This window comes from Streptomyces sp. NPDC002577, from assembly GCF_053594815.1.
This window is the reverse complement of record NZ_JBSFWK010000015.1, coordinates 106,002-118,654: the sequence shown is the minus strand read 5'-3', so window position 1 is coordinate 118,654 and position 12,653 is coordinate 106,002. Positions and strand designations below refer to the sequence as shown.

Genomic DNA, 12,653 nt, shown 5'->3' with positions numbered 1-12,653 from the left:
CACATGGCCGACCCAGTGGTCACCCAAACAGGGCCGCCACAGTCGTGCCCATGACGACCCAATTCGCCCCGTCGCCGTCGGCGCGGGAGACCACTCGCCGCCACGCCAGGTCCGGCGCACCGGACTCCTCCTCCCGCGTCACGCGGGTCTTTCTGGGACGCCCCGAGGACCCGCGCTGGGCGCGTCCGGCCCTGTGGGCGGTACTGGCCCTCGCGGCCGCGCTCTACCTGGTGAACTTCTCGCTCATCGGACAGGCCAACACCTTCTACACGGCCGCCGTCTACAGCGGTACGCAGAGCTGGAAGGCCTTCTTCTTCGGAGCGCTGGACGCCGGGAGCTTCATCACGGTGGACAAGCCGCCGTTCGCCCTGTGGGTGATGGGCCTGTCCTGCCGGATCTTCGGCTACGGCACCTGGCAGATGATGCTGCCGGTGGCAGCCGCGGGCGTGGCGTCCGTGGCGCTGCTGTACCGCATGGTGCGCCGCTCGTTCGGACACCTCGCAGCGACGATCGCGGCCCTGGTGCTGGCGCTCACCCCGATCACGGTCGCGATCACCCGTGACAACAACCCGGACCCGATCCTGGTCCTGCTGATGCTGCTCGGTGCGGCCGCGCTGCTCAAGGCGGTGCGGACCGGCAAGCTGATGCCGCTGGTCTGGTCGGCCGTCGCCATCGGCTTCGCGTTCAACACCAAGATGATGCAGGGCCTGATCGTCCTGCCCGCCTTCTTCCTCGTCTACGTCTTCGCCGCGAAGGAAGGCTGGAGCAGGAAGATCCGCAACCTGGCGGTGGCGCTGGTCGCCCTGGTGGTCTCCGGCGGCTGGTGGATGTTCGTCGTCGACCAGTGGCCCTCCGACTCCCGCCCGTACATCGGCGGCTCGACGGACAACACGGTCTGGGACCTGGTCATCGGCTACAACGGCTTCGGCCGGATCCTCGGTTCGAGCGCCGGGAACGGCGGCGGCCAGGGCGGCAGCTTCGGCGGCACCTCCGGTATCGCCCGGATGTTCAACGAGATCATGGGCGGCCAGATCTCCTGGCTGATCCCCTTCGCGACCGTCGCCCTCGTCGGCGCACTGGTCCTGCGCGGCCGCGCTCCGCGTACGGACGCGCAGCGGGCCTCGCTGATGCTGTGGGGCGGCTGGTTCGTCATCCACTACCTGGTCTTCTCGCTGGCCGAGGGCACCTTCCACCCGTACTACGTGACCGCCATGGCCCCCGGCATCGCGGCGCTGTGCGGCGCGGGCGGCGTGGCCCTGTACGAGGCCTTCCGTGAGCGCCCGGTCGCCAAGTGGGGATGGGTGCTGCCCGCGGCCATCGCGGTCAGCGCGGTGTGGGCGATCGTCCTGCTGGAGCGGGACGGCGGATACGGGTGGCTGGAGGCCGGCATCGGTGTCCTCGCCGCGGTCTCCGTCATCGGGCTCGTCGCCGGGCGGATCGGCAAGCGGAACCGCCTGATCGGGCTGGCCTCGCTCGCCGCGGTCGTCGCGCTGCTGGCCGGGCCTGCCGCGTACAGCGTCGAGGCGGCCACCTCGTCCACGAACGGGACGAACCCGACGGCCGGGTCTTCGGCTTCGGGGATGGGCGGTGCCGGTGGTGGCGGTATGGGCGGCGGCCAGCGGCCCAGCGGCGGGCCGGGCACGTCCTCGTCCAGCTCGTCCGGCTCGTCCAGCTCGTCCGGCTCGTCCTCGTCCTCCGACGGTGGGCAGATGGGGCAGCCGCCGTCTGCACCGAGTGGTTCGCAGTCCGGCAGCGAGTCGGGTTCGGCGTCCGGCGACGCCCCGAGCGGTGCTCCCAGTGGCGGAGACGGCGGCATGGGCGGCGGTATGGGCGGTGGCAGCGTCAGCTCCGCGATGATCACGTACCTGAAGAAGCACCAGGACGGCGCCGAGTGGCTGGTGGCCGTGGCCACCGACCAGACCGCGTCCTCGATCATCCTCGAGTCCGGCGAGCCCGTGATCTCCATGGGCGGCTGGAGCGGCAGCGACAACGCCATGACGCTGGCCAAGCTGAAGCAGCTGGTCAAGGAGGGCAAGCTGCACTACATCATGATCAGCAGCGAGGGCGGCCGCGGGACGAACTCGGAGATCTCCACCTGGGTCCAGAAGCACGGCACGGCGGTCTCGGCCTCGGAGTACGGCGGCTCGTCGAGCTCCGGTTCCTCGAGCTCCTCCAGCTCCTCCTCCAGCTCCTCGTCCACGTCCACCAGCAGCGGTCTCTACCGCCTGGACGCCGACGACGTCAGCTGAGGCCACCACCCCATGACGGGCGGGCCGCCGGGTTGCTCCCCTTCCCGGCGGCCCGCCCTTGCGTACGATGCCGTTCCGGGACGCGCAATCATGGACGCAGACGATCGACGAAACCGCCGGGAGGAGCCGCACATGGCAGCGGGGACCATCCGTTACTGGGCCGCCGCCAAAGCCGCGGCCGGTACCGCCGAGGAGCCGTACGAGGCGGAGACGCTCGCCGAGGCGCTGGACGCCGCACGGCTGCGCCACCCCGGCGAGCTCGTCCGCGTCCTTCTGCGGTGCTCGTTCCTCGTCGACGGGGACCCTGTGGGCACCCGCGGGCATGAGACGGTACGGCTGGCCGAGGGCGGCACGGTTGAGGTGCTCCCGCCGTTCGCAGGAGGGTGACACCCACAGCATGAGCAATCAGCCGTACGAGACGTACGAGCCGTATCCGCAGCAGCCTCAGCATCCTGGGAACGCGATGCTTTCGCATCCGTTGCCGCCGGAGGTGCCGGCGCCTGCGGAGCCGTACAGCGACCCCTCGGCGGGGGCGCCGTCTCATGCTGAGGAGCCGTACGACGGGGGCTTTGCCCACCCGTCCCGCCCCAGCGGGACGACTGCCCAAAGCGGTCAGGAGGCCCTTACCGCCGCTCAGCGAGCGCGGGCTCAAGGGCGGTCGCCCATCATCGAGCCCGGGCTGCAGCCCGCCGCGCTCACCGCGGTGCTCGGGCTGCTGCTCTCCGGGGCGGCGGCCGTGGGGCAGTACGCGCTGCTCGTACCGCTCGTCGTGCTGCAGGCCGTGACCGCCGCAGGGTGGTTCCGGCTCAACGGGATGTGGCCCGCGCGGCAGGGCATCGCCCTCGCGTTCGCGGGCGGCCTCGTCGCCGACGCCGCCCTGCTGGTCGCCGGGCGCGGGAACGGACCGGCCGCGATCCTCGGCACGCTCGGCGTGTGGGTGCTGCTCGCCCTCGTCCTGCAGCTGCGCAGCCATGCGGCACCGGACGAGCGGATGTACGGGCTGATGGCGACCGTCGCATCGGCGGCGCTCGCGATCATCGCGGCCGGACATCTGGCCGCCCCGCCGGACGCCGTCACGGTGGGCGGCGTCGCCGTGGCCGCCGCCGTGCTCGTGAAGGCGCTCCTGCGGGCGCTTTCGCTGCCTGTCGTGCTCTGCGTCGTACTGGCGTCGGCGGCCGCGGCCGGGGCCGGAGTCGCCGTGGGCCGGCTCGCGTCGCTGTCCGGCGGCGCCGACGGGACGCAGGGCGCGCTGCTCGGGCTCGGCGCGGGGGTGTGCGCGCTGATCGGACACCGGGTGGCCGGCTACGACTACCCCTCGCGGTTCGTGCACATGACCGCCGGGATCGCCCTTCCGCTGGCGGCTGCCGCCCCTGCCGTGTACGTGCTGGGGCGCGGGCTCGGCTGATCCCTGCCGGGGTTCCGGCTCGTCGCCGGGGCCTCGCGGCCAGCGTCACAGCTGATCGACAAGTCCTCTGCGGGCCCCCGGACCGGGGGCCCGCCCGCGTTAGGCTCGGCGGAACCGGGGCTCCCCGGTGGTGGGACACGGCCGATGACCGGCCGTGGCCCGCTGTCGCCGAGGCAGGGGGAAGAGAGGCCGGGTCATGCGCGCACTCCGAGTGCTCCTCATCATCGCCGTCGTCCTCGGCGGTCTGTTCGTGGTCGCCGACCGGGTCGCGGTCGGCTTCGCCGAGAACGAGGCGGCGAAGCGCATCCGCACCAGTGAGGGCCTGGACAGCACCCCCGACGTGTCGATCAACGGCTTCCCGTTCCTCACCCAGCTCGCGAGCGGCAAGCTCGACGACGTGGAGATCGGGATGAAGGACTTCGATGCGTCCACCACGGGCAGCGGCAACGGGAACGGCAGCGGCACGGACAGCATCCGTATCGCCAAGCTCTCCGCCCATATGCGCGGTGTCACCTTCTCGGGCGACTACAGCTCCGCGACCGCCGACACGGCCTCCGGCACCGCCCTGATCTCCTACGACGAGCTGCTCAAGGCCGCGCAGGTCGAACCCGTCCAGGTGATCCCCGGCCTCACCGCCAAGGTGACCCGCCTCTCCGACGGCGGCAACGGGCGGATCAAGGTCGGCATCGAGCTCACGGGGAGTCTGCTCGGCGAGAAGGTGAGCCAGTCGGTCTCGGTGCTCGGCTCGGTCAAGGTCGACGGCGACACCGTGAAGGTCGGCGCCATCACGCTGCCGAATCTGCCCTTCTCCGTCGCCGAGGACAGCCTCCGCGAGATCACCGACTTCGCGCAGAAGATCGACGGGCTGCCCAGCGGGATCAAGCTGGACACGGTGCGGGCGGCCGAGGACGGCGTCGAGATCTCCGTGTCGGGTTCGGACGTGAAGCTCACCGGGTAGCGAGGAGGCAGGACGGCGAGGTCTGTCCGAAAGACGAGACGGAGCTGTCCGTACAGCAGATACGACGCACCCGGCGTCGTTGCGCACCCGTACCCGAATGCCCGCCACGGCCGCCTGATTCCGGTATGTGGACGATCGTGTCTCATCATCCGACACACCGGTGACATGTCCGCCTGTACCTCCCTACGATCGGACCCATGCAGAGCAGGATTGGCGGCCTCCGTCCGCGGGGCCAGGCGGATCTCACGAAGCGGCGGGCAGTAGACCTGTGCCGCGTCGCCGCCATGCTCTGTCGCAGCTTCTGACAGGGAGCCTGGCTCCCGCACCCCGAGGCCCCTTCGAAGCCTTCGCGTATTTCGCGCGCCGTCCAGCGCTGCCCGCCCTCGGGCCCGCGACCGCGCCGTACGCCCACCCGACTCACATCCCGCCGCAACTGCCCCGGAGGAGAAAAGCATGAGCCGCAGCGACGTCCTGGTCGACGCCGACTGGGTCCAGGACCACCTGGACGACCCGAAGGTCGCCATCGTCGAGGTCGACGAGGACACCTCCGCGTACGAGAAGAACCACATCAAGAACGCCATCCGGATCGACTGGACCAAGGACCTCCAGGACCCGGTCCGCCGTGACTTCATCGACCAGGAGGGCTTCGAGAAGCTCCTGTCGGCGAAGGGCATCGCCAACGACACCCTCGTCGTCCTCTACGGCGGCAACAACAACTGGTTCGCCTCCTACGCCTACTGGTACTTCAAGCTGTACGGCCACGAGAGCGTCAAGCTCCTCGACGGCGGCCGCAAGAAGTGGGAGCTCGACTCCCGCGACCTGGTCGCCGAGGTCCCGGCCCGCCCGGCCACCGAGTACAAGGCCAAGGCCCAGGACACCTCGATCCGCGCCTTCCGCGACGACGTGGTCGCCGCGATCGGCAACCAGAACCTGGTCGACGTGCGCTCGCCCGACGAGTTCAGCGGCAAGCTGCTCGCCCCGGCCCACCTGCCGCAGGAGCAGTCGCAGCGTCCGGGCCACGTCCCGTCCGCCCGCAACATCCCGTGGTCGAAGAACGCCAACGACGACGGCACCTTCAAGTCGGACGACGAGCTCAAGGAGCTCTACGCCGAGGAGCAGGTCGACCTCGCCAAGGACACCATCGCCTACTGCCGTATCGGTGAGCGCTCCGCGCTGACCTGGTTCGTGCTGCACGAGCTGCTCGGCGTGGAGAACGTCAAGAACTACGACGGCTCCTGGACCGAGTACGGCTCCCTCGTCGGCGTGCCGATCGAGCTCGGCGCCAACAAGTAACAACCCACCGCAAACCCGGCCGTCCGGCCTACTTTCACTTCCATAGGAGAAACGCATGTGTGGAGCGCAGGTCGGCGGCCCCGACGCCTCGACGATCAAGCCCGGTGAGACCACCATCCAGGGCCAGGTGACCCGTGACGGCGAGCCCGTCACCGGTTACGTGCGTCTGCTGGACTCGACCGGCGAGTTCACCGCCGAGGTCCCGACCTCGGCGACCGGCCAGTTCCGGTTCTACGCGGCCGAGGGCACGTGGACCGTGCGCGCCCTGGTGCCGGGTGGGACCGCGGACCGTACGGTCGTCGCCCAGAAGGGCGGCCTCGCCGAGGTCGCGATCGCCGTCTGAGGCACTCGACGCACACCGTAGATCGCTGAACGGCTGAAGGGCCGCACCCCAGGGGTTGGACGCCACTGGACGGGGTGCGGTCCTTCGCCATGTCCGTGGCGCGCGCGATCCCATGAGGGCCCGACGGGCGGGGCCCAGGTGGCCGGACCCGCACTACGCTGGATCCATGTACGCCCGAAGGCGCCATATCTACTTCGCCATGATGGGCACGTGCCTGGTGCTGTTCGTCCTGGCCTGGGGAGTCGTGCGCCTCTGGTCGATTCCCGTGGCGGTGGGGATGTGCGTCGTGGCGATGGTGATCCCGCCGGTCGCCGCGATGATCGCCAACCGGCGGGGCCCGGACGACCGCTGGTGGGACGATCCGTCCGGGGACCCCACGTCGGACGAGTGGTGGGACGAGCTCGACGGCAAGAAGCGGCGCCGGTAAGCGGCGCCGGTAGCCGGGCCTGCCTGCCGTCGGCTTCGTGGTCGGCCTTCCTTCTCGACGAGCGTCTGTCAGTAGACGAGCGCCTGGGCGCCGTCCGCCATGGCCTCGCCCACGAACACCTGTGCACCGGCGATCCGTACGCCCTCGATCACGTCCTTCTCCGTGATCTCGCGACGGGCCGCGCACTGGGTGCAGAGGGTGACCCGGCCGGCGGCCAGGATCGACTCGAGCAGATCGGGCAGGGGCGCGGCGTGCGGCAGTTCGAACTCTGCGGCCCGCCCCGGCAGCGCGAACCATGCCGACTCACCGGTCAGCCACAGCGAGACCTCCACCCCGCTGGCGACGGCCACCGCCGCCACCGTGAAGGCCTGCGAGCACCGCTCGGGGGCATCGGTCCCGGCGGTCACCTTGATCACGAGCTTTTTCGCCATGTCCGAATCGTAATCATGCCGTGTACAACCACACCTGTGGCCTATGAGTCTCCTGTGCGCGCAGTTACGGAAGCTGCGCTTCACTTCTTGTGGGGGACATGTCTTGGAAGTCCAGGAAACACAGGAAACGCCTCAGGAACCTGGGCCTGAACCCGTACGACCGGCACGCCGGCGTGGCCGTACGACGCTGCTGATCGCGATCGCCGCGGCTCTCGGAGCCGTCGCCGGCACCTGCACCGGGTACCTCATCCAGGCCGACCGGGAGCCGACCCCGCTCGCGTCGCTGTCGCAACCGGTGGTCGAGCAGGCCAAGGGCAAGGGGCCCGAGCCGCTGTCGGCCGCTCAGGACCGCAAGGTCAAGACCGAGGGCGATCTGCGCAAGCTGCTGCTCAAGCGGCCCAAGGGGGCCAGGGACGGCATCTATGCGGCGGGTGACGACGGTGGCTGGATGTCAGTCGCCGAGTACGCGGACGCGTACGAGAAGCCCGTCAATGCCTTCCGCAACCTCCTCGGTGAGGAGTTCCGGCGCGCGGCCGTCACCAGCTGGCTCGTGGGCAGCACGTACAGCGTCGAGATCCGTCTGGTGCAGTTCCGCCAGGAGGAGAACCTCGCGGCGGCCGGCCGTGCCGACAGCGGGTACTACTGGGCCGAGAAGGAGGCCGGCACCCGTAGCTGGGCCATCCCGGGCACCGGGGACGGCATGGCGTACGTCCACACCACGCCCGAGCAGCAGGCCGGCTACCTCCCGATCTACTCGGCCGAGGCGCACGCGTGGCGCGGCGACATAGCCATGGAGATCTGGGTCTACGACACCAAGCCGATCCCCAAGGAGAAGATCATGGATCTGGCCGAGCGGCAGGTGGGGCGGCTGTGAGCGACGGTTCCCTGCACGAGCAGCCGCAACCGATGAGTGAGCCGGGCGGGCAGCCCATGATGCAGCAGCCGCCCATGGCCGAGCAGTGGACCCAGCAGTCCGGGCTCGAGCCGGAGCCCGCTCCGAAGCGGCCCGCGCGGCGTGGCCGCGTTGCCGCCGTCGCCGGGTTCGTCGTCCTGCTGGCCGCGGTCATCGGTGGCACCGGCTTCACCGCCGTGACCGTCGACCAGGCCGACCGGGACGCGGGTGCGCCCGTGTGGCGCTTCCCGAAGGCGGAGGGCGACGACGACAAGAGCGCCGACGAGAAGACGAAGGCCCGTGCCGCGTCCGGGCTCAGCGGCATGCTGGTGCCGTACGGGACCGACGGCTACACCCGCGGCCCCGACATCGACGAGTTCGGCTCCGACGCCGAGCTGAGCGGCCGTCAGGCGACCGCCCTGCGCAAGCAGTCGATCAGCGGGCTGCCCCGCTCCCAGCGGCGTCAGCTGGAGAAGCAGATCGACAAGCAGCGCATCAAGGGGATGGCGATGCGCAGCTACCTCAGCACGGGCAACGCGAGCAACTCCACCCTCTACGCGAACAAGGCCTTCACGATCGACATCGTGCTGTCCCAGATGGAGGACAAGAAGGCCGTGCGCGACATCTCCACGTTCCAGAACGAGTTCCTCGACGCACTGAAGGTCTTCCGCAAGGGGCCGAAGATCAAGGGCCACGAGAACGCCCAGTGCTTCCTGCCGCCCAAGGAGGGGGACGACAAAATCGACATGATGGTCTGCTCCGCGTATCAGGGAGACGTGCTGGTCAGCGCCACCGCGTACGGCGTCAGGCCGCTGAACACCGCCGGTGTCGCGATGTTCCTGCGCGAGCAGCTCGACCGCATCGCCGAGCCGGGGGAGGCGGTATGACCGAGTACACCGAGCACACCGGGCACGCTGGGCACACCGAGTACAGCGAGCACCCCACGCCCGTCGGGGCACAGCCTGTGACGGCCGGGCAGCAGCAGGCGTACGTCCCGCCGATGCCCGGGGCATCGCCGGTGGTCCCGGCGCCGCCCGCGTTCGCGGCACCGGCACCGTCCATGGCCGGCGAACCCCTGTCACCCGCGGCCCCGCCCGCCGGGAAGGACCGCCGCGTCCTGCGTGCCGTCCTCCGCTGGACCGCGGCCGCCGTGGTCTTCGCGGCGGTGGGCACGTCGGCCGCGTACGGCATCACGCAGATGAAGCGCACCGATGTGCCGGGGCTCGCGACGGAGTCGGACGGGCGCTGGGACTACCCGGAGATCACCAGGCCCCCGCTGCCCTCCGGCAGTCCGGGCCCCTTCGCCGAGGCGAACAAGGCCGGCGCCCACTACGCGGACCTGCGTGCCCTGGTGCTGCCCGCCCCCGAGGGCGCGACGGCCGACAAGGCGCTGCGCGGCGAGGACGGCTGGCTGTCCAGGAAGACCTTCCTGGCGGAGTACGAGTCGAAGGACGACCGGGAGACCATCGGCCAGTTGCTGACCGACAACGGCCTGCGGCACATCGCCGCCCGCGGCTGGACCACCGAGGACGGCACGCACACCCGTGTCTACCTGCTGCAGTTCAACACCGCCGCCGTCGTGGACGAGCTTCCGCGCAAGCTCACCGGCTATGACGCCCCGCAGCAGGCGCTGCGCGGCGCTGCCGAAGTGCACGTGGACGAGGAGTTCCCGGACGAGGCACGTGTGGACGACGTCCGCAACTTCGCGTATGTCGAGGCCAAGCCGTACGGTCCCGAGCAGGTCCGCGAGTCGTACCTCACCGCGGGAGACACCTTCGCGCTGATCGTGCAGTCCCGGAAGGGCGGCGCGAGGGCCGTCCCCTTCCAGCAGACGGTCGTCCTGCAGAGCCAGCTCCTCGGCTGAGCCCGGTCCGCAGGGCCTCGCCGTGAGGCCCGCGCCCCACCCGACTAGAGTGGGGCCGGGCCCTGTCCTTCCCCGTGCTCGGCCTCGCCGAGCGGGGGACCGCATCCACCGCTCACCCGAGGAGCACCCCGTGCTTGAGGTTTTCTTCTCAACCCTGCTGGTTCTGGTCTGCGTCGGCGTTCTCGCGTTCGCCGGGCTGACCGTGAAGAAGCTGTACCAGGGTCAGCGCTGAGCCCCGTAACTCTCTCCGGAAACGTCTGAGCACTCATGATCGAGATCCCGTCCGACCTGCACAAGGACCTCGTCCCCCTGGCCTTCCTCCTCGGTGACTGGGCCGGCGCGGGCGTCACCGACTTCCCCGGTGCCGAGAAGGCCAACTTCGGCCAGGAAGTCACGTTCAGCCACGACGGGCGGGACTTCCTCGAGTACCGCTCGCACACCTGGGCGCTGGACACCGACGGCAACAAGGTCAAGCCGCTGGAGTCCGAGCACGGCTTCTGGCGCATCGACAAGGACCGCAAGATCGAGGTCGTGATGGTCCGCCAGGACGGCGTCGTCGAGGTCTGGTACGGCGAGCTGGCCGACAAGAAGCCGCAGATCGACCTCGCCACGGACGCCGTCGCGCGCACCGCCGCATCCGGCCCCTACAGCGGCGGCAAGCGGCTGTACGGCTATGTGAAGGGCGACCTCATGTGGGTCGGCGAGAAGCAGACCCCCGAGGTGCCGCTGCGCCCGTACATGTCGGCGCAGCTGAAGAAGGTCGTCACCCCCGAGGACGTCGAGCGCTGGGCCAAGGCCCTCCCCGACGACATGCCCGACGACGGGATCGCCTTCTTCAAGTAGTTCTAGACTTTCGGTTGTGGTGACCACCGACTGGAAGAGCGATCTGCGGCAGCGCGGCTACCGGCTGACGCCGCAGCGGCAGCTTGTCCTCGAAGCCGTCGACACCCTCGAGCACGCGACCCCCGACGACATCCTCTCCGAAGTGCGGAAGACGGCGTCGGGGGTCAACATTTCCACGGTGTACCGGACCCTGGAGCTCCTGGAGGAGCTCGGCCTGGTCAGCCACGCCCACCTCGGGCACGGAGCGCCGACGTACCACCTCGCCGACCGCCACCACCACATCCATCTGGTGTGCCGGGACTGCACGAACGTCATCGAGGCCGACGTCGCGATCGCGGCCGATTTCACCGCGAAGCTGCGGGACACCTTCGGGTTCGACACCGATATGAAGCATTTCGCGATCTTCGGGCGGTGCAGGGACTGCGGCTCGGCGGCCCGTACGGAGGCGGAGGGCCCGGCCGGGGCAGCCGAGAAATAAAAAAGACGACCACCGGGTCGTAGTGTGAGTGGATATGCAGCAACTATCGAAGCGCAGCCCTCTGCTCTCCCTGCCCGGCGCGGTGCCCGCCGAGGGCGTGGACGAAGGTGTAGCCGCCCACTACGGCGACCTGTTCCGTGAGCAGCGTGCCCTCGCCGACGGCGCCGGCTTTGTCGACCTCTCGCACCGCGGCGTCGTCACGGTCACCGGTGAGGACCGGCTGAGCTGGCTGCACCTGCTGCTCACCCAGCACGTCAGCGAGCTCCCGGTGGGCCGGGCGACCGAGGCCCTGATCCTCTCCGCGCACGGCCACATCGAGCACGCGCTGTACCTCGTCGACGACGGCGAGACGGTGTGGGCGCACGTCGAGCCCGGCACGCAGGACACGCTCATCGCGTACCTGGAGTCCATGAAGTTCTTCTACCGCGTCGAAGTCGCCGACCGGACCGACGAGTTCGCGGTGGTCCATCTGCCGGCCGGCTCGATCGCCGAGGTCCCGGACGGCGTCGTCGTACGCGAGACGGCGCACGGCCGCGACCTGTTCCTGCCACGCGAGGAACTGGAGTCGTACGCCCGGCGCAGCGGCCCGGCCATCGGCATCCTCGCGTACGAGGCCCTGCGCGTCGAGGCGCACCGGCCGCGGCTCGGCTTCGAGACCGATCACCGCACCATCCCGCACGAACTGGGCTGGATCGGCACCGCGGTCCACCTCCAGAAGGGCTGCTACCGCGGGCAGGAGACCGTCGCCCGGGTGCAGAACCTCGGAAAGCCGCCCCGCCGCCTCGTCTTCCTGCACCTGGACGGCAGCGAGGTGCATCTGCCGCCGCACGGCGCCGACATCCGCCTCGCCGACGACGGCCCGGACGGCCGGAAGATCGGCTTCGTCACGACCTCCGTGCGTCACCACGAGCTCGGCCCGATCGCGCTGGCGCTCGTGAAGCGCAATGTGCCGGTGGACGCGCGACTCATCGCCGACACGACGGCCGCGGCTCAGGAGGTCGTCGTCGAGCCCTGACCTCGGGTGGGAGGGCGATCCAGGTCAGATCTCCAGGAGCACCGTGAACGGGCCGTCGTTCGTCAGCGACACGCGCATCTTCGCGCCGAACCGGCCCGTCGCCACCGTCGCGCCCAGCGAGCGCAGCTGCGCCACGACCTCGTCCACGAGCGGCTCGGCGACATCGCCGGGAGCGGCGGCGTTCCAGGTGGGGCGGCGGCCCTTGCGGGCGTCCCCGTAGAGCGTGAACTGGCTGATGACCAGCAGCGGCGCGTCGATGTCGCTGCACGAGCGCTCGTCGGACAGCATGCGGATCGACCAGAGCTTGCGGGCGAGCTGGGCCGCCTTCTCCTTGGTGTCCTCGTGGGTGACTCCTACGAGGACGCACAGGCCCTCGCCGCTGATCTCGCCGACCGTCTCACCGTCCACGACGACGCTCGCGCCGTCCACCCTCTGCACCACTGCACGCATACGGA

The 12,653-nt window shown here is 70.1% G+C and carries 16 protein-coding genes; 14 read left to right on the top strand and 2 right to left on the bottom strand.

The window, feature by feature from the left end; genetic code table 11:
* The first annotated feature begins 50 nt into the window (after positions 1-50).
* The 8 genes from ACWD4J_RS21215 (at position 51) to ACWD4J_RS21180 (ending at position 6,675) form a co-directional block, all read left to right on the top strand.
* Positions 51-2,249: a glycosyltransferase family 39 protein gene (locus ACWD4J_RS21215; protein ID WP_451396944.1), complete on the top strand. Its 2,199-nt coding sequence runs from the start codon at positions 51-53 to the stop codon at positions 2,247-2,249.
* Positions 2,250-2,381: 132 nt separating this feature from the next.
* Positions 2,382-2,636 carry a MoaD/ThiS family protein gene (locus ACWD4J_RS21210; RefSeq protein WP_451396943.1) on the top strand — a complete coding sequence of 85 codons (255 nt, stop codon included), beginning with the start codon at positions 2,382-2,384 and terminating at the stop codon, positions 2,634-2,636.
* Positions 2,572-3,654, top strand: a complete 1,083-nt coding sequence (locus ACWD4J_RS21205; protein WP_451396942.1) for a hypothetical protein — start codon at positions 2,572-2,574, stop codon at positions 3,652-3,654. Before ACWD4J_RS21210 ends, ACWD4J_RS21205 begins: the two co-directional genes overlap by 65 nt.
* A gap of 196 nt (positions 3,655-3,850) precedes the next feature.
* Positions 3,851-4,612: an LmeA family phospholipid-binding protein gene (locus ACWD4J_RS21200; protein ID WP_451396941.1), complete on the top strand. Its 762-nt coding sequence runs from the start codon at positions 3,851-3,853 to the stop codon at positions 4,610-4,612.
* A gap of 197 nt (positions 4,613-4,809) precedes the next feature.
* Positions 4,810-4,917 (top strand): putative leader peptide, encoded by a 108-nt coding sequence (locus ACWD4J_RS21195; protein WP_451396940.1) that lies wholly within the window; start codon positions 4,810-4,812, stop codon positions 4,915-4,917.
* 148 nt (positions 4,918-5,065) lie between these two features.
* The gene (locus tag ACWD4J_RS21190) at positions 5,066-5,905 is read left to right on the top strand and encodes a sulfurtransferase (RefSeq protein ID WP_451396939.1); all 840 of its coding nucleotides are present in this window, start codon (positions 5,066-5,068) and stop codon (positions 5,903-5,905) included.
* Positions 5,906-5,960: 55 nt separating this feature from the next.
* Positions 5,961-6,248: a DUF1416 domain-containing protein gene (locus tag ACWD4J_RS21185; RefSeq protein ID WP_267242759.1), complete on the top strand. Its 288-nt coding sequence runs from the start codon at positions 5,961-5,963 to the stop codon at positions 6,246-6,248.
* Between the two features lie 166 nt (positions 6,249-6,414).
* Positions 6,415-6,675: a DUF3099 domain-containing protein gene (locus ACWD4J_RS21180; RefSeq protein ID WP_451396938.1), complete on the top strand. Its 261-nt coding sequence runs from the start codon at positions 6,415-6,417 to the stop codon at positions 6,673-6,675.
* A gap of 68 nt (positions 6,676-6,743) precedes the next feature.
* Here the strand turns inward: ACWD4J_RS21180 and ACWD4J_RS21175 are convergent, their stop codons facing one another.
* Entirely contained in the window at positions 6,744-7,106 is a 363-nt protein-coding gene (locus tag ACWD4J_RS21175) for a DsrE family protein (protein ID WP_451396937.1), read from the bottom strand.
* Positions 7,107-7,209: 103 nt separating this feature from the next.
* On the opposite strand from ACWD4J_RS21175, the gene ACWD4J_RS21170 reads away from it, so the two are divergent.
* From ACWD4J_RS21170 to ygfZ, 6 genes are all read left to right on the top strand, one after another.
* A complete protein-coding gene (locus tag ACWD4J_RS21170) occupies positions 7,210-7,980 on the top strand; it encodes a hypothetical protein (protein ID WP_451396936.1) in 771 nt (256 codons plus the stop codon).
* On the top strand, positions 7,977-8,885 hold the full coding sequence (locus ACWD4J_RS21165; RefSeq protein ID WP_451396935.1) for a hypothetical protein: 909 nt from the start codon (positions 7,977-7,979) through the stop codon (positions 8,883-8,885). Before ACWD4J_RS21170 ends, ACWD4J_RS21165 begins: the two co-directional genes overlap by 4 nt.
* Positions 8,882-9,862: a hypothetical protein gene (locus tag ACWD4J_RS21160; protein ID WP_451396934.1), complete on the top strand. Its 981-nt coding sequence runs from the start codon at positions 8,882-8,884 to the stop codon at positions 9,860-9,862. Before ACWD4J_RS21165 ends, ACWD4J_RS21160 begins: the two co-directional genes overlap by 4 nt.
* A 267-nt stretch (positions 9,863-10,129) precedes the next feature.
* Entirely contained in the window at positions 10,130-10,705 is a 576-nt protein-coding gene (locus ACWD4J_RS21155) for an FABP family protein (RefSeq protein ID WP_451396933.1), read from the top strand.
* 16 nt (positions 10,706-10,721) lie between these two features.
* The gene (locus tag ACWD4J_RS21150) at positions 10,722-11,183 is read left to right on the top strand and encodes a Fur family transcriptional regulator (protein WP_451396932.1); all 462 of its coding nucleotides are present in this window, start codon (positions 10,722-10,724) and stop codon (positions 11,181-11,183) included.
* A 34-nt stretch (positions 11,184-11,217) separates the two neighbouring features.
* Positions 11,218-12,198 carry a CAF17-like 4Fe-4S cluster assembly/insertion protein YgfZ gene (gene ygfZ, locus ACWD4J_RS21145; RefSeq protein ID WP_451396931.1) on the top strand — a complete coding sequence of 327 codons (981 nt, stop codon included), beginning with the start codon at positions 11,218-11,220 and terminating at the stop codon, positions 12,196-12,198.
* A gap of 24 nt (positions 12,199-12,222) precedes the next feature.
* Here ygfZ and dtd read toward each other — a convergent pair whose 3' ends face one another.
* Positions 12,223-12,648: a D-aminoacyl-tRNA deacylase gene (dtd, locus tag ACWD4J_RS21140; protein ID WP_181658238.1), complete on the bottom strand. Its 426-nt coding sequence runs from the start codon at positions 12,646-12,648 to the stop codon at positions 12,223-12,225.
* Between the last annotated feature and the right edge of the window lie 5 nt (positions 12,649-12,653).

What these genes read in the sequence shown, in the direction of transcription:
- ACWD4J_RS21215 (WP_451396944.1), top strand. Translation starts at nt 51, where the DNA reads ATGACGACCCAATTCGCCCCGTCGCCGTCGGCGCGGGAGACCACTCGC.
- ACWD4J_RS21210 (WP_451396943.1), top strand. Translation starts at nt 2,382, where the DNA reads ATGGCAGCGGGGACCATCCGTTACTGGGCCGCCGCCAAAGCCGCGGCC.
- ACWD4J_RS21205 (WP_451396942.1), top strand. Translation starts at nt 2,572, where the DNA reads ATGAGACGGTACGGCTGGCCGAGGGCGGCACGGTTGAGGTGCTCCCGC.
- ACWD4J_RS21200 (WP_451396941.1), top strand. Translation starts at nt 3,851, where the DNA reads ATGCGCGCACTCCGAGTGCTCCTCATCATCGCCGTCGTCCTCGGCGGT.
- ACWD4J_RS21195 (WP_451396940.1), top strand. Translation starts at nt 4,810, where the DNA reads ATGCAGAGCAGGATTGGCGGCCTCCGTCCGCGGGGCCAGGCGGATCTC.
- ACWD4J_RS21190 (WP_451396939.1), top strand. Translation starts at nt 5,066, where the DNA reads ATGAGCCGCAGCGACGTCCTGGTCGACGCCGACTGGGTCCAGGACCAC.
- ACWD4J_RS21185 (WP_267242759.1), top strand. Translation starts at nt 5,961, where the DNA reads ATGTGTGGAGCGCAGGTCGGCGGCCCCGACGCCTCGACGATCAAGCCC.
- ACWD4J_RS21180 (WP_451396938.1), top strand. Translation starts at nt 6,415, where the DNA reads ATGTACGCCCGAAGGCGCCATATCTACTTCGCCATGATGGGCACGTGC.
- ACWD4J_RS21175 (WP_451396937.1), bottom strand. Translation starts at nt 7,106, where the DNA reads ATGGCGAAAAAGCTCGTGATCAAGGTGACCGCCGGGACCGATGCCCCC.
- ACWD4J_RS21160 (WP_451396934.1), top strand. Translation starts at nt 8,882, where the DNA reads ATGACCGAGTACACCGAGCACACCGGGCACGCTGGGCACACCGAGTAC.
- ACWD4J_RS21155 (WP_451396933.1), top strand. Translation starts at nt 10,130, where the DNA reads ATGATCGAGATCCCGTCCGACCTGCACAAGGACCTCGTCCCCCTGGCC.
- ygfZ (WP_451396931.1), top strand. Translation starts at nt 11,218, where the DNA reads ATGCAGCAACTATCGAAGCGCAGCCCTCTGCTCTCCCTGCCCGGCGCG.
- dtd (WP_181658238.1), bottom strand. Translation starts at nt 12,648, where the DNA reads ATGCGTGCAGTGGTGCAGAGGGTGGACGGCGCGAGCGTCGTCGTGGAC.